The organism is Nocardiopsis sp. NPDC055879, from assembly GCF_053615935.1.
In genome coordinates, this window is record NZ_JBSHCT010000035.1 from 28,173 (window position 1) to 48,291 (window position 20,119).

The following is a 20,119-nucleotide window of genomic DNA, read 5'->3' on the forward strand; positions in this document are numbered from 1 at the left end:
GATGAGTGTCACCGCGCCCCAGGGATTCCGCGCCGCGGGCGTCCACGCCGGCACCACCTCCGGTAACCGCCGTGACGTCGCCATCGTGGTCAACGACGGGCCCTCCCCGGCCGCCGGAGCGGTCTTCGCAGACCACCCGGACCCGGCCGCGCCGACCCTGTGGTCCCGCCAGGTCGTCGCGGGCGGACGCGTGCGCGCCGTGGTCCTCGACTCCGGCTGCGCCAACGCCGGCACCGGACCGCTCGGCTTCCAGGACGCCCACTCCCAAGCCGAACGCGCCGCCGAACTGCTCTCCGACTCCGCCGCCGAGATCGTGTTGGGCGCGGCCGGCCCCGTCGGGACCAGACCACCCCTGGACACCCTTGGGAAAGGCCTGACCAAGGCCGTCGCCGAGGCCGGACGAGGCGGGGGCCTGGCCGCCGCCGACGCCATCCGCACCAACGACACCGTCGCCAAGATCGCCTTCCGACGCGGAGGGGGGATCACCGTCGGTGGCATGGCCAAGGGCCCCGACCCCTCCCTGGGATCGGTCCTGTGCGTGCTCACCACCGACGCCGCCCTGGAACACCACCAGTGTCAGGCCATGGTCGAGGAGGCCGCAGCCGAGGCCTTCGCGCCGCTGACCGGCACCAACGACATGGTGCTGTTCATGGCCGGCGGAGCCGCCGAGGGCCCCACCGACGAGAACGTCGTCCGGGACCTCCTGGCCCGGGTATGCACCGAACTCGCCGCCCAGCTCGACGCCGATCCCCCCACAACCGAAGACAGGCAGGTCACCGCATGAACTCCCGCTCCGCACAGGACCAGGCCCGGGCCCTGGACAAGGCGGCCAACCTCATCGAGGCGCTGCCCTGGCTCTCGCGCTTCCACGGACGCACCGTCGTGGTCAAGTACGGCGGCAACGCCATGATCAGCGAGGAGTTGCGGGTCCGCTTCGCCGAATCCATCGTCTTCCTGCACTACGCCGGACTGCGTCCCGTCGTCGTCCATGGCGGCGGCCCCCAGATCAGCGCCATGCTCGAACGCTCCGGAGTGGAGTCCACCTTCACCGCCGGTCTGCGCGTCACCACCGACGAGGCCATGGACATCGTCCGCATGGTGCTCACCGGCCAGGTCAACCGTGAGATCGTCGGCCTGATCAACCAGCACGGCCCCTTCGCCGTGGGCATGTCCGGTGAGGACGCCAACCTCCTGTACGCCGAACGCAAGAACGTGGAGGTCGACGGAGAGAGGGTCGACATCGGCCGCGTCGGCGAGGTCCGCGAGGTCGACCCCGGCGCGATCTCCGCGCTCATCGCGGACGGGCGCATCCCCGTCGTCTCCAGCGTCGCCCGCGCCGACGACGGCGGTGTCTACAACATCAACGCCGACACCGCCGCCTCCGCCCTCGCGGTCGCGCTCGGCGCCAGCAAACTCATCATGCTCACCGACGTCGAGGGTCTGTTCGCCGACTATCCGGCCAACACCGACCTCATCAGCCGACTGAACGTGGACGAGCTGCGTGCCGTGCTGCCCTCCCTGTCCTCCGGCATGCTCCCCAAGATGGAGGCGTGCCTGAACGCGGTCGAGGGCGGCGTCCCCCAAGCCCACATCATCGACGGCCGGGTCCCGCACTCCCTGCTCCTGGAGGTCTTCACCGACCGGGGCGTGGGCACCATGGTCGCCGACGAAGTACTCGAAGCCGAGCTGCTCGGCGGCCACGGCCACTACCCGCGCCCCTGGCGCCCGACCCACACCGACGCTACGAACCCGGGAGAGACAAAGTGACCAGCAGCGAACTGAGGGAGCGCTTCGAAGCCTCGCTCATGCCCAACTACGGGGTCCCCCCGATCGCCCTCACCCTCGGGCGCGGCTGCGAGGTCTACGACGCCGACGGCCGCCAATACCTCGACCTCATCGCGGGCATCGCCGTGTCCGCCCTGGGACACGGCCACCCCGCCCTGGTCCAGGCGGTCGCCCGTCAGGCGGCCACCCTGGCCCACACCAGCAACCTGTTCGTGCACGAACGTGAGGTCCAACTCGCCGAACGCCTCATCGGCCTGGTCGGCGGGGACGCCAAGGTCTTCCTCGCCAACTCCGGCACCGAGGCCAACGAGGCCGCCCTGAAGCTGGTCAAGCGTGCGGCCGGCCCCGCTCGGCACTACTTCGTCGCCACCGACAAGGGCTTCCACGGCCGTAGCTCCGGCGCGCTCGCCCTCACCGGCAAGGACGCCATCCGTGAACCCTTCGGTCCCTTCGGCATGGACGTGCGCTTTGTCCCGCACGGTGACCTGGACGCGCTCACCGAGGCCGTGGACGAGCACTGCGTCGCCGTGTTCCTCGAACCCACCCAGGGAGAGGCCGGGGTCGTCCCCGCGCCGGAGGGCTACCTCACCGGCGTACGCGCCCTGTGCGATCGCACCGGAGCCGCCTTCGTCCTCGACGAGATCCAGAGCGGCATCGGCCGCACCGGCGCGTGGTTCGCCCACCAGGCCGAGGACGTGCGCCCCGACGTGCTCACCCTCGCCAAGGGCCTGGGCGGCGGCCTGCCCATCGGCGCCACCATCGGTTTCGGCCGCTTCGCCGACGCCTTCCACAAGGGCGACCACGGCTCCACCTTCGGCGGTAACCCGGTGGCCTGCGCCGCGGCGCTCGCGGTCATCGACACCATCGAGGAAGAGAACCTGCTGGAGCACGTTCAGGTGATGGGCGGGGTGCTCGCCGAACACATCGAAGGCATCGACCACCCCCTGCTGGCCGGCCAACGCGGCAGCGGATTGTGGCGCGCCCTCGAACTCACCGGCCCGCACGCCGCCCACGTCCAGGAACAGGCCGCGGTCCGCGGGTTCCTGATCAACGCGGTGACCCCCGACACCATCCGCATCGCCCCGCCCCTGGTCATCACCCCCGAGGAGATCGGGGTGTTCATCGAGGCCCTGCCGACCATCCTGGACGCCGCCGAGGCCGCCGCGACGAAGGAGCCGCAGTCATGACCCGTCACTTCCTGCGCGACGACGACCTCGACCCTCAGGAACAGGCGCGAGTCCTGGACCTGGCCGACGAGATGAAGAGGGACCGTTTCGGCCACCGGCCCCTGTCCGGCCCGCGCACCGTCGCCCTCATCTTCGACAAGCCCTCCACCCGGACCCGCCTGTCCTTCTCGGTGGGCGTGGCCGACCTGGGCGGCAGCCCGCTCGTCCTGGACTCCGGCAGCACCCAGATGGGCCGCGGCGAACCCCTGGAGGACACCGCCAGGGTCCTGGAACGCCAGGTCGCCGCCGTGGTCTGGCGCACCTTCGCCCAGGCCGACCTGGAGAACCTGGCCCGCCACATCAACGTGCCGGTGGTCAACTCCCTCACCGACGAGTTCCACCCCTGCCAGATCCTCGCCGACCTGCAGACCATCCGGGAGCACAAGGGCGCCCTGGCCGGCCTCACCCTCGCCTACCTGGGTGACGGCGCCAACAACATGTCCCACTCCTACCTGCTGGGCTGCGCCACCGCCGGCATGCACGTACGGATCGGAGCGCCGGACGGATTCCACCCCGACCCGGTCGTCCTCACCCGCGCCCAGGAGCTCGCCGCCACCACCGGGGGTTCGATCACCGTCACCACCGACGCCCGTGAGGCCGCCGAGAACGCGGACGTGGTCGCCACCGACACCTGGGTCTCCATGGGCCAGGAAGGTGAGAAGGAGTCCCGCGAGGCGCCCTTCCGCCCCTACATCGTCGACGAGGCGCTCATGGAGGTCACCCACCCCGAGTCGATCGTCCTGCACTGCCTGCCCGCCTACCGCGGCAAGGAGATCACCGCCGGGGTCATCGACGGCCCCCGGAGCGTGGTCTGGGACGAGGCGGAGAACCGCCGCCACGCCCAGAAGGCCCTCCTGGCCTTCCTCCTGGACGAGAACGACAAGCTGCCGACCCAGGGATGACGAACAACGACGGCGGCGCCACCGCACCCATGACCAAGGCCGCCAGACACGCGAGAATCACGGACGTCCTCACCCGCGAGGACGTCCGCTCCCAGGGCGAACTGGCCAAACGCCTCTCCGAGGGCGGCGTACAGGTCACCCAGGCCACCCTCTCCCGGGACCTGGACGAGCTCGGCGCGGTCAAACTCCGCACCGCCGACGGCAACCTGGCCTACGTCCTGCCCGGGGAGGGCGGCGAGCGCCTGCAACGCACCCGCCCCGACAGCCTCGACCTCGAACAGGTCTCCGGCGCACGCCTGAACCGACTCGCCGAGGACCTCCTCGTCTCCGCCGAGGCCTCCGCCAACATGGTCATAGTGCGCACCCCGCCCGGGGCCGCGCAGTTCCTGGCGTCGGCCATCGACCACACCGACTTCCACGCGATCCTGGGCACCATCGCCGGCGACGACACCATCCTGGTGATCTCCCGCGACCCCCAGGGCGGGGAGGACCTGGCCGCCGCACTCCTCCGACTGGCCGACCGCAGACCCTGACGGCACGCACCCGCACCGTCCACACCGACCGAAACACTCAAGGAGAACACCATGGCCGACCAGCCCGAGGCCCTGCGCCTGTGGGGCGGCCGCTTCGAGGGCGGACCGGACCAGGCCCTGGCCCGCCTGTCGCTGAGCACCCACTTCGACTGGCGGCTGGCCCGCCACGACATCGCGGGCTCGCGCGCCCACGCCCGCGCCCTGCACCGTGCCGGGCTGCTCGACGCCGACGAACTCGACCGCATGATCGAGGGACTCGACCGGCTGGAGGTCGACGTGGCCTCGGGCGAGTTCACCCCCGTCCTGGCGGACGAGGACGTGCACACCGCGCTCGAACGCGGCTTCATCGAGCGGGTCGGCGCCGAACTCGGCGGTCGGCTGCGCGCGGGACGCTCCCGCAACGACCAGATCGCCACCCTGGTCCGCATGTACCTGCGCGAGGAGGCCCGCACCATCACCGACGGGCTGCTCGACCTGGTGCGCGCCCTCGCGGACCAGGCCGGGGCCCACCCCGACGCCGCCATGCCCGGCCGCACACACCTGCAGCACGCCCAACCGATCCTGCTCGGCCACCAACTGATGGCCCACGCCTGGCCGCTGATCCGCGACGTCGAACGGATCCGGGACTGGGACCGCCGCGCCGCCGTCTCCGCCTACGGGTCCGGTGCCCTGGCCGGTTCCTCCCTCGGGCTGGACCCGGAGGAGGTCGCCACCGAACTCGGGTTCCCCGACTCGGTGGAGAACTCCATCGACGGCACCGCCTCGCGCGACGTCGTCGCCGAGTTCGCGTTCGTCACCGCGATGATCGGCGTGGACCTGTCCCGGTTGTCCGAGGAGATCATCCTCTGGGCGACCAAGGAGTTCTCCTTCGTCACGCTCGACGACGCCTTCTCCACCGGTTCGTCGATCATGCCGCAGAAGAAGAACCCCGACGTGGCCGAACTGGCCCGAGGCAAGGCCGGTCGCCTGGTCGGCGACCTCACCGGCCTGCTCACCACCCTCAAGGGTCTGCCGTTGGCCTACAACCGGGACCTGCAGGAGGACAAGGAACCCGTCTTCGACGCCGTGGACAGCCTCCACCTGCTGCTGCCCGCCATGACCGGGATGGTCGCCACCCTGACCTTCCACACCGACCGGATGGCCGAGCTCGCCCCCCAAGGCTTCTCCCTGGCCACCGACATCGCCGAATGGCTGGTCCGCGAAGGGGTGCCCTTCCGGGACGCCCACGAGATCGCCGGTGGTTGCGTGCGCGTGTGCGAGGAACGCGGCATCGACCTGCCCGACCTGACCGACGCCGACTTCGCCGCGATCTCCGGGCACCTCACCCCGGCCGTCCGCGAGGTCCTCACCGTCCCCGGCTCCCTCGCCTCCCGTTCGGGCAAGGGCGGTACCGCCCCGGTCCGGGTCGCCGAACAGTTGGAGCGGCTGCGCTCCGCCGTCGAGGAACACCGCAAGGGCTTCACCGCGTAGACGCCGTTCGGTGACCACGGTGCCCGAACACACCGAAGCGCTAGCGGAGGCGCTCAGCGGTAGCGCGTCCGCATCACCCGAGGTGACGCGGTTTCCACGACCGATGTGGAATTCCCCGTACAGCACCGAGGGCTGTGCGATAGCGTCCTGACACTGCGGGCACCACACGTGTTCCCCTCTGCACGCGCCGTCATCGCTCGCGTGGGGGCGGCCACGTCGTCAGGCGTCGTTCGGTGCCCGCGGCCATGGCCGGGGGAGGAGCGCAGTGGGACAGTCCGCAGGCCCGAGGTCCGGGATCAGAACACAGCTCAATCGCATCGTGTTGATTCCCGGCATCACCTTCCTCGTGCTGTTCGTCGTGCTCAGCTCGGCGACCCTCGCACAGGCGGTCTCCCTGCGCTCCTCGGTCACCGACGGTCGGGCCGCGGCCGAACTCACCTCCGTGCTCACCGCGCTCCAGCACGAGCGACGCGTGAGCGCCGAGTACCTGGCCGCCCCCGACGCGGAGCGCCGTGGCGAGTGGGCCGCGGCGGCGGGGGAGACCGACACCGCCCTGGAAGGGGTCCGCGAGGTCTGGGACACCCTCGCGGTCGATCCCGACGACCCCGACCCGCGCGCGAGCGCCTTCCGAGAGGCCCTTTCCGCGGTCGAGGCCAGGCGCGCCGCCGACCTCGTCGAACCGGGTGAGGCCACGGAGACCATGCGGGTCTACACGGAGGCCGCGCGACTGGGAGTGCGCCTCTACGAGCACACCGTTGGAGGGTTCGACGACGGTCCCGCCGCGCTCGAAGCCGCCACCACCGGTGACCTGCTCTGGGCCCAGGAGGGCTTCGCCCACGCCGACGCCGTCGTCAGCGGCGCGCTGGCCGAAGGCGAACTGGATCCGCGCCGCCGTGCCGACCTCGCCTCCCTGAACGGGGAGGTCTCCGGACGCCTGGAATCCCTGGCCACCTCCGAGGGCGAGGCCTCCGCCGACATCGCCGGGCTCCTGGACTCCGAGCACTGGGCACGGGCGAGGGAGATCACCGACGCCTTGGCCCACCACGAGGCCACGGTCGGCGTCGACCCCCTCACCGGCGAACAGACGAGTGACCGTTCCGTCCCCGGCGGGCTGGACGACTGGCGTGACGTGGCCGACCGGACCGAAGAGGCCTTGTCCGCCACGGTCGCGGACCGCACGGTCGCCGTGGTCGCGGCCACCGAGTCCTCCAGTTCCTGGATGTTCACCCTGGCCGTGGGCGGCGGCATCATCTCGCTGTTCGCCGGCACCGTCGCCTACGGTGTGGCGTCCCGCTCGGCCGGTCGGCTCACCCACCGTCTGGCCACCCTGCGGGCCCAGTCCCTGGCCATGGCCCGCACCGACCTGCCCAGGATCGTGCGCCGCCTGGAGGCGGGGGAGTCGGTGGACCTGGACACCGAGATGAAACAGCTCGACCACGGCAACGACGAGGTCGGCCAGGTCGCCGACGCGTTCAACACCGCCCAACGCACGGCCGTGGCCGCGGCCGTCAAACAGGCCGACATCCGAGCCGGGGCCAACCGGGTCTTCCTCGGCATCGCCCATCGCAACCAGTCGCTGGTCCAACGCCAACTCCAGCTCCTGGACCGGGTCGAACGCGAGGAGGAGGACCCCGACCTGCTCGAAAGCCTCTTCCAACTCGACCACCTGGCCACCCGCGGCCGCCGGCACGCCGAGAACCTCATCATCCTGGGCGGGGGACGACCGGGTCGACGCTGGCGCCACCCCGTGCCCCTGGTCGACATCCTGCGCGGCGCCATCTCCGAGACCGACGAGTACGCCCGCGTCGAACTCACCTCCGTACCCGACCTGTCCCTGGTGGGATCCGTCGTCGCCGACGTCATCCACCTGCTCGCCGAACTGGTGGAGAACGCCACCGCCTACTCTCCGCCGCACACCGACGTCACCATCGACACCGGCACCGTCCCCAAGGGCGTGGCGATCGAGATCGAGGACCGTGGCCTGGGCATGACGGAGGAAGTGCAGCGCGAGGCCCAGCGGACCCTCACCGACGGCCACGAGTTCGACATGATGACCCCCGGGACCGACGGACGCCTGGGACTGTTCGTGGTGGCCCGTCTGGCGCGCAAGCACGACATCGGGGTGCAGTTGCGCCCCTCGCCCTACGGCGGGACCAGGGCCGTCGTGCTGGTCCCCGGCGACCTGGTGGCCTCCGGCCCCTCGCACGACCTGGTCGGGATCACCACCCTGGGCCGGTCCGGCACGAACGGATCAGAGGGCCCCGAGGCGGAGGCCGACGCCACCGACCTGCTCGCCGCCGAGGCGGGGACCAGGCCCGGACGCCCGATCCTGCGCCCGGTGCCCGATCCACAGGGCACGAACGAACCCCGGGCCGACACCGATCCGGGGACCATCACCGCGCCCGCGCCGCTGCCCCGCCGCGGGCGAGGACGCGGCACCGACGACCGGGTGTCGGAGATCGAACCCGCGCGGGTCGGCGCGGGCCCCGGTCGGGAGGGACTGCCCCGACGCCGTAAACAGGCCAGCCTGGCGCCCCGCCTCCGGGACGGCGCCCCCACCGAGTCCGCATCGGTGGCACAACGCAGCCCGGACCAAGCACGCCGCATGATGAACGCCTTCAGCGCCGGAACCCGGCGCGGTCGGGCCGAGGAGATCGGTGCCGACGGGCTCGGACACGGAAGTGAAGACCAGGTCGGTGCAGCTGCCGACGACCACAGGGGAGAGAACGACTGAGATGGTGGGCAAGAGCAAGGCCGCGGACAACCTGGACTGGCTTCTCGACGATCTGGTCGACCGCGTCGTCGGCGCCGGTCACGCGATCGTGCTATCGGCCGACGGGCTGCTGCTCGGCCGATCCCGAGGCCTCGGAGCCGAGGACGCCGAACACCTGTCGGCCCTGGCCTCGGCCTTCCAGAGCCTGGCACGGGGCACCGGACGGCACTTCGGCGGCGGTGACGTCCGACAGACCGTGGTGGAGATGGAGCACTCCTACCTGTTCGTGACCGCCGCGGGCGAGGGCGCCTGCCTGGCGGTGTTGGCCTCCGAGGACGCCGACGTCGGACTGGTCGCCTACGAGATGAACCTGCGGGTCAAGCGGGTGGGCCAGTTCCTCACCGCCGCGCCCCGCCGCCCCGGACAGCTCACTCCCACGGGAGGTGTCGGATCATGAGCGCCGCGTACGATCGGCGAGGGGCGCGGGGGCGGGAGCCGTTCCACGGACGGGACCGCACCCGGCACTGGGGGAGAGGCCATCCGACCTCCGAAGGACCCGCCCCGGGTGTGCGCACCGGCGACGCGCCCACCGGTCCGTTGGTGCGTCCCTACACCATCACCAAGGGCCGCACCCGCCCGCCCACCGCGGGCGGACGGCTGGACATGATCACCATCGTGATGGTGACGGGCGATCACGAAGGACGCCCCCAGGACCCCGAACGACAGGAGATCCTCGATCTCTGCCGTCGCCCCATCTCGGTCGCGGAGATCTCCGCGCGCCTGGACATCCCCCTGACCGTCGTCAGGATCCTGCTGGGCGACCTGATCGCCCAGGGCGAGGTCCGGACTCGGGCGGCCACGCCCATGACCCAGCTCCCCGAGAAGAAAGTGCTTCAGGCGGTACTCGATGGCATCCGCAGACTCTGAGAACCGGCCGGGCGCCCAAGAGGCGATCCCGCAGGCAGTCAAGATCATCGTCGCCGGAGGGTTCGGCGCCGGAAAGACCACCCTGGTGGGGGCGGTCAGCGAGATCACCCCGCTCAGCACCGAGGAGGTGATGACCGAGGCGGGTTACGGCGTCGACGACCTGTCGGGGGTGGAGGCCAAGTCCACCACCACGGTCGCCCTCGACTTCGGCCGTATCACCATCAACCAGGACATCGTTCTCTACCTCTTCGGCACCCCCGGCCAGGACCGCTTCTGGTTCATGTGGGACGAACTCGCCGAGGGCGCGTTGGGCGCGGTGGTCCTGGCCGACACCCGCAGACTCGACACCTGCTTCCACGCCGTCGACTTCTTCGAACGTCGTCAGGTCCCCTTCGTGGTGGCGGTCAACCGCTTCGACGGCGCCACCGCCTACGAGACCGAGGAGGTGCGGGAGGCCCTGGACATCCCGGCGCATGTACCTGTACTGATGGCGGACGCGCGCGAACGAGGATCGGCGAAGGATGTCCTCGTCCGCTTGGTGACCCACGTCATCGATGGCCGCAGGCCCGCATTGAGCGGCTGACCGGGGCGCCCCCGGGCGACGAGAGGGGGCCGAACCGGTATACGTTCAGGACATACACCCCTGAATGTGGTGTTGAACGCTACAATGTCGCCGCAGCGACCCCTGATTTGTTCATGCGCACCCATCCGCCCTCTCGTCTGAATCCTGGTATGCGAAACTCTGACCGACTTCCCCCACGTGAACTGCCCAAGCGGCGCTCTGGACGTCACCGCAACCCGTTGTCCTTCGACAACTGGTTCGGAACCCCGGCTCTGATCATGGCGGTGCCGGGCACGGCCGAACAGGCCCGGGGGGCCGACGGCGAGTCGATCGGCGCCCGGATGGCCGACCTCGTTCGGGCCTACCGCCCCGAGGTCACCATCCGCTACGGACACATCGAGGGCGATGATCAGACCCTGACCGAGGCCCTCGCCGAGCTGGACGACGGCGATGACCGTCCGCTGGACGGTGTGGTGGTCCCGCTGGTCACCGCCCCGCACGCGGCCACCAACCACGCGATCGAGGCCGCCGTCTCCGAGGTCGACGCCAACGTCCGGGTGACCGAGGGGCTCGGCCCGCACCCGATGCTCGCCGAGGTCCTCCACCTTCGCCTGGCCGAGGCCGGGTTCGTCCGCGCCGACCGAATGCGACTCATCAGCGTCACCGCCCGCAACACCACGATGGCCGACGGCGTCGTCGTCGGTGCCGTCGGTGGTGAGGGCGCGGTGGGCGCCGCCGGTGTGACCGCGGTCCTGCTCGCCGCCCGCCTGGGCCTGACCGTCCTGCCCGCCGACCTGGAGGACGAGGCCTCGCTCGAACAGGTCATGGGCCAGATGCGCCAGGGCGGCAGCCGCCGCCCGGTCATCGCGCCCAGCGCCCTGGGACCGGAGTTCCCGGCCGAGCGCCTGGCGGATCTCGCGGAGCGCTTCGGCGCCAGACCGAGCGCGCCGATGGGCTCCGACAGCCTGCTCGGCAAGATCGCCGCCCTGCGTTACGCGGAGGTGCTCAACTCCCTGGGCGTGGAGCAGCCGCCGACCGCCGAGGAGCTGCCCGCACCGGTGGGTTCGCGGCACCGTCCCGACGACTGAGGGCGCGACACGCCCATGGCTTGAGGGTTTCAGAACAGGACCGTCCGGGGACCCGGGCGGTCCTGTTCTGTTCTCATCCGCTGTGACCTGGATGTTCATCCGGGGGTTCCGGTCCACCTAACACGTTTCGGCCCGGTTTTCGCGCCTGCGCGGATAACTGTTTGTGATTATTCGACAACTTAAGGCAATGATTTTTCGATAGCCTCGGCAGGACCCAAAGCCGCCGTGGCACCACTCCAGGGAAGCCTCGGCACCCGCACGGGCTGGAGGGGGCCATGCGCAGAAACCACGCGTCCACCAGGACGATCCGCGGGCAACTCACCCGCATCGTCCTGATTCCGAGTCTGTGTTTCCTCGCGCTCTGGTTGATCATCGCCGCCGTCGGCACGGTCCAGGCCGCACAACTCGTGGGCGACATCGGCCAGACGCGCCAGGGCACCCTGACCCTGTCCGAGGCGGCCGAGGAGCTGCGCGCCGAACGTCGTCTGTCGGTCGTGCACCTTGGCGCCCAGGACGCGGGAAGGACCTCCACCGTCCAGGAGGAGCTCGAAGGGCAGCGCGAACGCACCGACGAGGCCCTGGCGAGCGCGATCGACCTGGCCGCGGGCTTCGAGGACCGGGACAAGGAGGTACGTCGCGGCGCCGCCGAGGTCGCCGGGGCCACCGAGGACCTCACCGCGTTGCGCGCGTCGATCGACGACCGGTCCGCAGATCGCCCGAAGGTCCTGGCCGGATACGGCGGCCTCATCGAATCCGTCCAGGCCACCTCCGTCGCACTGGTCCACTCCACCGGGGCGGGGGAGAACCTCGGCGACGCCGTCCTCACTCGCGAACTCCTCAACGCCCACGAGGACTACGCGACCGCCGACGCGCTCCTGGCCGGGGTCATCGCGGCAGGTCGGATGAGCTACGAGGAGACGGCCCACTTCACCTATCTCACCGCCTCCTACCGGGCCACCCTGGACGGCACCGACCACGAGACCATCACCGAAGACGCCGCCTGGACCGAGACCGAAAGGCTCAGCCGGCGCGTGGTCACCCGCCCCCCGGTCGCCGAAGGCGTCGACGGGGTCGACGGGGGACCGTTGAGCGAGTGGAACTCCGCGGTGGAGGTGGGCGCCGCCGAGTGGGACGCCTCCTCTCCCGTCTCCGTCGAGGCCTTGGGCGAGTCGACCCGCGCCCAGACCGCGCGCACCGTCGACCTGGCGTGGAACGCCGCCGTCCTGGAGATCTGGATACATTCGGCCGGAGCCGCCATCCTCCTCCTCGGTGGCGTGATCGCCATCGCGCTGGTCGGCCGCTCCTCCCGCCGCCTCAGCGAACGTCTCTCCGCGCTGCGCGAGCAGATCATGGAACGGGACGCGGACCTGCCCGACATCGTCGAGCGCGCCCAGCAGGGCCACAAGGTCGACGTCATCGACGAACTGCCGCCCCTGGACGAACAGGGCGACGACGAGGTCGGTCAGGTCGCCGAGGCCTTCGACAGCGCCCAGATCACCGCGGTGGAGGCCGCCGTCCGCCAAGCGGAGATCCGTCGCGGCGCCAACCGCGCCTTCCTCGGCATCGCCTTTCGCAACCAGACCCTCGTCCAGCGCCAACTGCGCCTGCTCGACGAGATCGAGTACAACGAACAGGACCCCCAGGCCCTGCGCCGACTCTTCCGCCTGGACCACCTGGCCACGCGGGCGCGCCGCTACGCCGACAACCTCATCATCCTCGGCGGCGGCCAATCCGCCCGACGCTGGCGTCAGCCCCGCCCCCTGGTGGACGTGCTGCGCGCGGCCATCGCCGAGACCGAGGACTTCGAACGGGTCCGACTCACCTCCGCACCCCGGGTGCTGATGCACGGACAGGCCGTCGCCGACGTCGTCCACCTGCTCGCCGAACTCGTCGAGAACGCCGCCCAGTTCTCCCCGGCGGGCACACCGGTGGACGTCGGCTGCGCCCCGACGGCCGAAGGCTTGCTGGTGGAGATCGAGGACCGGGGCCTGGGCATGTCCGAACAGGGGTACGCCGCCGCCGAGCGGACCCTCACCCAACCCCCGGAGTTCGACGTGATGGCGCTGCCCGACGACCCGCGTCTGGGTCTGTTCGTGGTGGCCCGCCTCGCCGAACGTCACGGCGTCAGGGTCTGGCTCCACCCCTCACCCTACGGGGGCACCCGAGCCACCGCCCTGATCCCCGACGGCCTGCTCGAACCGGTCGACAACCCGCTCACCGTCTCCGGCGCCGTCAACGGCCACCCCGTCCAGAACGGGGTCGGCCACTCCGGGCCGCAGTGGACCGTGGGAGCTTCGGGCCCACAAACCCACCTCGGTCCGTCGGGCCCCCAAGGGATCGCGCCGCTCCCGACCCAGACGCCACCAGGAGGACACCGTGAACGCTGAGGGCCGGCACGCCCGCCGTCCGCAACGAGACACCCGTGACCGAACCGGCGCCTCCAAGGGCCGGGCCATCGAAGAGGCCGCGGAGAACGAACGGTTCCTGCGCCCCTACGCCATTGACGCGGGCGCGGCGGAACCGGACATCGTGCCCGGGCATGGACGCGGGCCGGTCGACCTCGACCTGCTCTCCCTGGTCGTGGCCGCCAGAACCCCGGGCCCGGCGGAATGGCTCAGACCCGAACGTGAGGCCATCCTCGCCCACGCCCTGCACGCCCGCACCGTCGCCGAGATCGCGGCCGAGATCCGCCTGCCGGTCGGTCAGGTCCGCGGCATGGTCGCCGCGATGATCGACGAAGGGGCTCTCCAACGCTGCGGTCCCTCGCGACCGCTGGAACGTCAGGACATCCTGCACGCCGTTCTCGTCGGGCTGCGTTCCCTCTAGGACCCCGGGTGTTGCTAGCGTGCGCCCATGCGCAGCACCGAACACATCGGCGTCATCGGAGCGGGGATCGTCGGCCTGGCTCTGGCCCGCCACATCACCCTCCACCGCCCCGGCACCCGTGTCACCGTCCTGGAGAAGGAGGACCGGGTCGCCGCGCACCAGACCGGACACAACAGCGGTGTCGTGCACGCCGGTCTCTACTACCGGCCCGGCTCCCTGAAGGCCACCCTCTGCCGTCGCGGCGTCGGCATGCTCCGCGAGTACTGCGCCGAGCACGACCTGCCCTACCGCGAGGCGGGCAAGCTCCTGGTCGCCGTCGACGCGGCGGATGAGGACCGCCTCGACGACATCGAACGCACGGCGCGCGAGAACGGCGTTCCCGGCGTCACCCGCCTGGGTCCCGACGGTATCCGCGACGTCGAACCCCACGCCGTGGGCCTGGCCGGACTCCACTCGCCCACCACCGCCATCACGGACTTCGTCGCCGTGGCCGAACAGCTCGCCGACGACGTGCGCCGAGGCGGGGGCCGGGTCCTGCTCAACACCCCCGTCCTGGACCTGCGTCAGGACTCCGACGGCGCCGAGGTCCTCACCGGAGACCCCAAGGGCGAGCGGGTCATACACCGCTTCGATCAGGTCGTGCTCTGCGGTGGCCTACAGAGCGATCGACTCGCGCGCATGGCCGGCGCCGACCCCGACCCGCGCGTGGTCCCCTTCCGCGGGCACTACCACGAGATCGTCCCCGAGCGCCGTGACCTGGTCCGTGGCCTGCTGTACCCGGTGCCCGACCCCCGCTACCCCTTCCTCGGGGTCCACCTGACCCGCCACGTCCACGGTGAGGTCATGGCCGGCCCCAACGCGATCCTGGCCACCGCCCTGGAGGGATACCGCGCCCGGGACCTGCGCCCACGCGAACTCGGCCATACCCTGACCTGGCCCGGTTTTTGGCGCCTGGCCCGCCGACACTGGACGGTGGGCGCACGGGAGACGGTCGTCTCGGCGTCCCGGGCGGTGTTCGCGGCCCAGGCGCGTCGACTGCTGCCCGAGATCACCACCGCCGACCTGCGTCCCGCCCCCGCGGGGGTGCGGGCCCAGGCACTCGGACGGGACGGCTCCCTGCTGGACGACTTCCACGTGGACACGCAGGGGCGGGTGGTGTGCGTGCGCAACGCGCCCTCACCGGCGGCGACCTCCTCGCTCGCGATCGCCGAGTTCCTCTACGACTCGCACCTGGACGGGCACCGTCCCACCCGGACCTAAGGTGTGTCGGACCGGAGTTATCCACAGGTTCGAGGACACCCTGGTACCGGGCCGCCGCCGCGCCGACCATGGAAAGGGTGGCGCGGGACGGTCCCGTGGCCACCGGTGGAGGCGCAATGTCCCTGACCAGGTGGGCCCCGGCGGCCCTGGCCGTCGTACTCGCGCTCGTGCTCACCGCGGCCACGCCGGCCGCAGGAACCCGAGGAGGACCCTTGGACGGATTCGCCGTCACGCACCTGCCCGAACAGGTCGGGGCGCAGGCCTCGGCCGCCGACTTCACCTACGAATGGGAGGACGTCGCCTTCACCTCACGGGCCTGGGAACAGGCCAAGGAGGGCGGCGGATTCCAGGTGGTGCTCCAGGTCCTGGTGATGCGCGGCGACGAGTTCGTCGACCTGGACGCCGTCCGGTCCTTCCTCACCCGCTACCACGAACGCGACCCCGAAACCTGGGAGCTCACCGACCTGAGCAGGGACGACGGTGCCCCCGCCCTGCACGGTGAGCGGGAGGCCTTCTGGACCCCGGGCGAAGGTGTCGCGGTGGAGGTCCGCGACACCTCGGGGCTGCTGGGCCGGGATGAACTCCTCGCCACCGCCAGGGGAGTGGTCGAGGAGAACCCCGCCTGACGTCCTAGCAACCCTCCAACACCTCGCGCACCGCGGTCTCCTCGTCCGGGTCCATGCTCAAGTCCCACTCGTGCTTGACCTCGATCCACGAGACCACGTAGTCGCAGTGCGAGGACTCCAGCGGGGGCAGCCAGTCCGACGGGTCGGCGTCGCCCTTGGAACGGTTGGTCGAGGCGCTCACGGCCCACAACTGGGTGGTGTCCAGATCGTTGGCGAACCGTCCGCGGTCCTCGGTCGACCACTCGTGGGCGCCCGACCGCCACCCCTCCTTCAAGGCGACCATGTGGTCGATGTCGAGATCCTGCGCGTCGTCGAACGTCTCGCCGTCATAGGCGCTGTACCAACTGCCGGAGGTCGAGCGGCAGTCCTCGTCGATCTCCACGCCCTCGCCGTCGCGCTTCAGCACGGTCTCGCGAGTCGAGCAGCCGTCCTCTTCGCTCCAGTGCGGGAACAGCGACCGGTCGTAGCCGCCCGGGTCGTTCTCCTCCTCGACACGGATCTCCTCGATACGCTCGCGGGCCTGGTCGACATCGGAGGCCGAGACGTCGCCGGGTGCGCCCTGCGGCTCGCTGGGGGACCCTCCGGTTTCGAGGTCGATCACCCCCAGCTGCTGCAACACGATGACGGCGACCACGACCACGCCGACCAGAGTGCTGACGACGGCCGCCAGTTTGGACTTCGGCTTTCGACCCTTGGGGGAGGACTGCTTCGACATGCGGGAGACTCCAACATCTGTGCACCCCGACCGGCGGGGAGAAGGTCACGACCACTCCAAGCTTGGACCATCGAGGCGCCCCGGAGAACTCGAAGGCGGACTCAACCGAGGAGGTCGAAGGCCAACGAACCCACCAGGAGGAGTGCCACACCGGCGGCAACTGGATGTTCGGCGAGCATCAGGTCCCCTCCGCCTCGGGCCACTGTTCGAGGATCCGAACGAAACCGTCCACCAGCAACGTGTAACTCTCGTCGAGGTTCTCCGGCATCTGGAACCCGCCGTGCGTCTCCAGGTCGATGAACCCGTGCAGAGCACTGCGCAGCGCCCGGATGACGTGCACCAGGCGGTCCTCGGGGATGTCGAACCCCCGCAGGACCGAGGCGATGACCTCGACCGGGCGGGCGAACGCCGCGTAGGTCTCGGCCTCCTCCGGCGGCGGGGCCTCCCGCTGCAACGCGGTGTAACGCCCGGGATGCTCGTGCGCGTAGGTCCGGAACGCCGCGAAGAGCGCGCGTACGGCCGCGCCACGCGAGAGACCGACCGCGGCCGCGCGCAGCCGTTCGGACAGGTCGGACACGGCGGCCAACGCCACCCGGCGGCGCAGTTCGTCCAACCCCGGCACGTGTTTGTAGAGGCTGGGCGTGGCCACGCCCAGGCGCTTGGCCACCGCCGCCAGGGAGAGAGCCCCGTACCCCTGTTGGTCGCACAACCGGGAGGCCTCGGTGACGACCACCTCCGGGGTCAGACCGGCCCTAGGCATCGGCGGCCACCTTCTCGATCAGGTCGACAAGGACCGGGGTGACCACGTCGGGTCGCTGTGCCTGGGCGTAGTGACCGCAGTCGGGCACCATCACCGACCGGCCGCCCACCACCGAGGACACCCATCGAGCCTCGGCTCGCGGGTCCTTCCAGTCGGGGTCCGACTCGCCCATGATGACGACCGCCTCGGCCGCCATCCCCTCCGTCGTGTCGATCGTCTCGTTGCGCGCGTTGATGGTCGCCGCGATCGCCCGGAACCGCTCCTTGGGTCGCAGCATTTGCAGGACCCGCTCCTTCTGTTCGGCGTGGTCCTCGGGGGTGCGTCCGACGTGCAGCCGGTCGTACCAGAGGGTGAGCGCGCGGGGTGCCCACGGTCGGGTGAGCAGGAGCCGCATCATGGCGCGGGTCGCCGGGTCGAGAGCCGGTTGTCGCAGGAACGGGCCGAGCAGGGCGATGCCGGCGACCAGGTCCGGCCGGTCGATGGCGGCGATGGTCACCGCGGCGGCGCCCATGGAGTTGCCGACCATGATCACCCGTTCCCCGCCCAGTTCCTCGGCCAGGGCGATCGCGTCGGTCGAGGCGGCGCGGCTGTCGTGGGCGGTGAAGGTGGTGTCGCTGTCCCCGTGGCCGCGCAGGTCCATGACGGCGACCCGGTACTCGGCGGCGGCCAGGGCTCGGCCCACGAAGCGGAAGGACGCCCGGTGGTCGAACATGCCGGGGACACAGACCACGAGGGCCCCGTCGTGGTCCCCGTCCCCGTCGTACAGGTCGTAGGCGATGCGCCCCTCGGGGCGCTCCAGAAGATGCATGGTCGATTCTCCCTCGCTTTGGCTATTGCTATTACCCTAAAAGCTAATGGCATTAGCTTCGATGGTCAAGGGGTGCCTCGATCGGGTTTCGGGCGGGGCACGATGGGGCGGTCGGGGCGCGGCCCGCTAGCGTGACCCATGACGGAAAACCGGGTGAGGCACCCGGTGAGCCGACCTAGACTGCTAGGCAGATCGGGCCGTGGGCCCGCCTATCCGACAGAGAGCTACACAGTGATCGACATCATCGACGAACTCCAGTGGCGCGGGCTCATCGCGCAGACGACCGACCTTGACGCACTCCGCAAGGCGCTGGCCGATGGTCCGATCACCCTCTATTGCGGTTTCGACCCGACCGCGGGGAGCCTGCACGTCGGCCACCTCACCCAGGCGCTCACCCTGGCCCGCTTCCAGCAGGCCGGCCACCGTCCCATCGCCCTCGTCGGCGGCGGCACCGGCCTCATCGGGGACCCCAAGCCCAATGCCGAGCGACAGATGAACTCCGTGGAGACGGTCCAGGAGTGGGTCGGCAACCTCGCCGGTCAACTGTCGGCCTTCCTGCGCTTCACCCCGGAAGGGGAGCAGGCCGGTCCCACCGACGCGATCCTGGCCAACAACGGCGACTGGCTCGGCGAGATCAACGCCATCGAGTTGCTCCGCGACGTCGGCAAGCACTTCAGCATCAACCAGATGCTGGCCCGAGAGACGGTCAAGAGCCGCCTCGACGGTGAGGGCATGAGCTACACCGAGTTCAGCTACGTGTTGCTCCAGTCCTACGACTACGTGCAGCTCTACCGCCGCTACGGCTGCGTCCTGCAGACCGGTGGTTCCGACCAGTGGGGCAACATCACCGCCGGCCTGGACCTGGTCCGCCGGATCGAGGGCAACGAACCGCACGGGTCCGCGCACGGCCTCACCACGAACCTGCTGACCAAGGCCGACGGCACCAAGTTCGGCAAGACCGAGTCCGGCACCATCTGGCTCGACCCCGAACTCACCTCGCCGTACGCCTTCTACCAGTTCTGGTTCAACGCCGACGACCGCGACGTCGCCCGCTACCTCAAGGTGTTCACCTTCCTGTCCCAGGAGGAGATCGCCGACCTGGAGCGCCAGACGGAGGAGCGTCCCCAGGCCCGCGCCGCCCAGCGCGCCCTCGCCGAGCAGCTCACCACGCTGGTCCATGGTGAGGAGGAGACCCGCAAAGTCAAGGAGGCCAGCCTGGCTCTCTTCGGTCGCGCGGACCTGCGCGAGCTGGACGCGCGCACCCTGGAGTCCGCTCTGTCCGAGGTGCCCAAGGCCGAGGTGGAGGGCCCGGTCACCGACCTGCTCGTCACCGACCTGTTCGCGCAGAGCGGGCTGACCCCGAGCAAGTCCGCGGCCCGCCGCGCGATCCAGGAGGGTGGCGCGTACGTGAACAACGTGAAGGTCACCGACGTCGAGGCCAAGCTGTCCACCGAGGATGTGCTCCAGGACCGCTTCGTCGTCCTGCGCAAGGGCAAGCGCAACGTCGGCGGTGTCGTGCTTCGCGGCTGACGTCGAGCAGCTTGTAGAGGGGCCGATCTCGTGGAGATCGGCCCCTCGCGCGTTCGGGGAAAGCCCGGGTTTGGTCGCGGAGCGAAGAGGGCAAGAAGCCCATGTCTGACAACAGCCGATGTGACGCGTGGGCCTGGTGTGAGGACCGCGCACGTCAGGGGCCTTGAGAAGCCGCCCGAACCGGGGCGATCGAGGCCCGGATCGCCGTAACGGCACCGGATCCGGGTCCTGAGTTGACGTCTGCCCCCGACACCCCTACACTCGAAAGAGTCGCTGCGGGACGGAGAGCGCACGAACCTTCTGGTTCGCGCTCGGCACCGGACCGCGATCACAGACATCCTCTTCAAAGCAGCCTGGTTCGAGCGGTGCTCGGAGCATGTAAACTCGA

Annotated in this window: 19 protein-coding genes; 16 read left to right on the top strand and 3 right to left on the bottom strand. The window is 70.5% G+C overall.

Annotated elements, in window-relative coordinates; translation table 11 throughout:
* Position 1 precedes the first annotated feature (1 nt).
* The 15 genes from ACWGKS_RS27665 to ACWGKS_RS27735 all read left to right on the top strand — a co-directional run bounded on the left by ACWGKS_RS27665 (position 2) and on the right by ACWGKS_RS27735 (position 15,918).
* Positions 2–784 (top strand): bifunctional ornithine acetyltransferase/N-acetylglutamate synthase, encoded by a 783-nt coding sequence (locus ACWGKS_RS27665; protein WP_358508143.1) that lies wholly within the window; start codon positions 2–4, stop codon positions 782–784.
* Positions 781–1,767, top strand: coding sequence for an acetylglutamate kinase (argB, locus tag ACWGKS_RS27670; protein WP_358508141.1), 987 nt, complete (start codon positions 781–783; stop codon positions 1,765–1,767). Before ACWGKS_RS27665 ends, argB begins: the two co-directional genes overlap by 4 nt.
* Positions 1,764–2,972, top strand: coding sequence for an acetylornithine transaminase (locus tag ACWGKS_RS27675; RefSeq protein WP_358508139.1), 1,209 nt, complete (start codon positions 1,764–1,766; stop codon positions 2,970–2,972). Before argB ends, ACWGKS_RS27675 begins: the two co-directional genes overlap by 4 nt.
* Positions 2,969–3,913 (top strand): ornithine carbamoyltransferase, encoded by a 945-nt coding sequence (argF, locus tag ACWGKS_RS27680; RefSeq protein WP_358508137.1) that lies wholly within the window; start codon positions 2,969–2,971, stop codon positions 3,911–3,913. The genes ACWGKS_RS27675 and argF overlap by 4 nt, the downstream gene beginning before the upstream one ends.
* Positions 3,910–4,446, top strand: coding sequence for an arginine repressor (locus tag ACWGKS_RS27685; RefSeq protein WP_358508135.1), 537 nt, complete (start codon positions 3,910–3,912; stop codon positions 4,444–4,446). Before argF ends, ACWGKS_RS27685 begins: the two co-directional genes overlap by 4 nt.
* A 51-nt stretch (positions 4,447–4,497) precedes the next feature.
* The gene (gene argH / locus ACWGKS_RS27690; RefSeq protein ID WP_358508133.1) at positions 4,498–5,916 is read left to right on the top strand and encodes an argininosuccinate lyase; all 1,419 of its coding nucleotides are present in this window, start codon (positions 4,498–4,500) and stop codon (positions 5,914–5,916) included.
* 265 nt (positions 5,917–6,181) lie between these two features.
* A complete protein-coding gene (locus tag ACWGKS_RS27695) occupies positions 6,182–8,650 on the top strand; it encodes a sensor histidine kinase (protein WP_358508131.1) in 2,469 nt (822 codons plus the stop codon).
* Position 8,651: 1 nt separating this feature from the next.
* Complete coding sequence (locus ACWGKS_RS27700) at positions 8,652–9,086, top strand: roadblock/LC7 domain-containing protein (RefSeq protein WP_304073430.1); 435 nt, start codon at positions 8,652–8,654, stop codon at positions 9,084–9,086.
* Positions 9,083–9,556: a DUF742 domain-containing protein gene (locus tag ACWGKS_RS27705; RefSeq protein ID WP_358508129.1), complete on the top strand. Its 474-nt coding sequence runs from the start codon at positions 9,083–9,085 to the stop codon at positions 9,554–9,556. The genes ACWGKS_RS27700 and ACWGKS_RS27705 overlap by 4 nt, the downstream gene beginning before the upstream one ends.
* Positions 9,537–10,139: a GTP-binding protein gene (locus ACWGKS_RS27710; RefSeq protein WP_358508127.1), complete on the top strand. Its 603-nt coding sequence runs from the start codon at positions 9,537–9,539 to the stop codon at positions 10,137–10,139. The genes ACWGKS_RS27705 and ACWGKS_RS27710 overlap by 20 nt, the downstream gene beginning before the upstream one ends.
* Positions 10,140–10,288: 149 nt before the next feature.
* Positions 10,289–11,206, top strand: a complete 918-nt coding sequence (locus ACWGKS_RS27715; protein ID WP_452524630.1) for a sirohydrochlorin chelatase — start codon at positions 10,289–10,291, stop codon at positions 11,204–11,206.
* A 275-nt stretch (positions 11,207–11,481) separates the two neighbouring features.
* Positions 11,482–13,593 carry a sensor histidine kinase gene (locus ACWGKS_RS27720; RefSeq protein ID WP_452524632.1) on the top strand — a complete coding sequence of 704 codons (2,112 nt, stop codon included), beginning with the start codon at positions 11,482–11,484 and terminating at the stop codon, positions 13,591–13,593.
* Positions 13,583–14,032 carry a DUF742 domain-containing protein gene (locus tag ACWGKS_RS27725; RefSeq protein WP_452455691.1) on the top strand — a complete coding sequence of 150 codons (450 nt, stop codon included), beginning with the start codon at positions 13,583–13,585 and terminating at the stop codon, positions 14,030–14,032. Before ACWGKS_RS27720 ends, ACWGKS_RS27725 begins: the two co-directional genes overlap by 11 nt.
* 27 nt (positions 14,033–14,059) lie before the next feature.
* On the top strand, positions 14,060–15,292 hold the full coding sequence (gene lhgO / locus ACWGKS_RS27730; protein ID WP_452524634.1) for an L-2-hydroxyglutarate oxidase: 1,233 nt from the start codon (positions 14,060–14,062) through the stop codon (positions 15,290–15,292).
* 116 nt (positions 15,293–15,408) lie between these two features.
* Positions 15,409–15,918 carry a hypothetical protein gene (locus tag ACWGKS_RS27735; protein ID WP_358508117.1) on the top strand — a complete coding sequence of 170 codons (510 nt, stop codon included), beginning with the start codon at positions 15,409–15,411 and terminating at the stop codon, positions 15,916–15,918.
* Between the two features lie 4 nt (positions 15,919–15,922).
* Here ACWGKS_RS27735 and ACWGKS_RS27740 read toward each other — a convergent pair whose 3' ends face one another.
* The 3 genes from ACWGKS_RS27740 to ACWGKS_RS27750 form a co-directional block, all read right to left on the bottom strand.
* Positions 15,923–16,633 carry an HNH endonuclease family protein gene (locus tag ACWGKS_RS27740; RefSeq protein WP_452524636.1) on the bottom strand — a complete coding sequence of 237 codons (711 nt, stop codon included), beginning with the start codon at positions 16,631–16,633 and terminating at the stop codon, positions 15,923–15,925.
* A 178-nt stretch (positions 16,634–16,811) separates the two neighbouring features.
* A complete protein-coding gene (locus ACWGKS_RS27745; RefSeq protein WP_358508113.1) occupies positions 16,812–17,393 on the bottom strand; it encodes a TetR/AcrR family transcriptional regulator in 582 nt (193 codons plus the stop codon).
* Positions 17,386–18,201, bottom strand: coding sequence for an alpha/beta fold hydrolase (locus ACWGKS_RS27750; protein ID WP_358508111.1), 816 nt, complete (start codon positions 18,199–18,201; stop codon positions 17,386–17,388). The genes ACWGKS_RS27745 and ACWGKS_RS27750 overlap by 8 nt, the downstream gene beginning before the upstream one ends.
* A 231-nt stretch (positions 18,202–18,432) precedes the next feature.
* Here ACWGKS_RS27750 and tyrS point away from each other — a divergent pair, with 231 nt between their 5' ends.
* Positions 18,433–19,731 carry a tyrosine--tRNA ligase gene (tyrS, locus tag ACWGKS_RS27755; protein WP_358508109.1) on the top strand — a complete coding sequence of 433 codons (1,299 nt, stop codon included), beginning with the start codon at positions 18,433–18,435 and terminating at the stop codon, positions 19,729–19,731.
* Positions 19,732–20,119 lie beyond the last annotated feature (388 nt).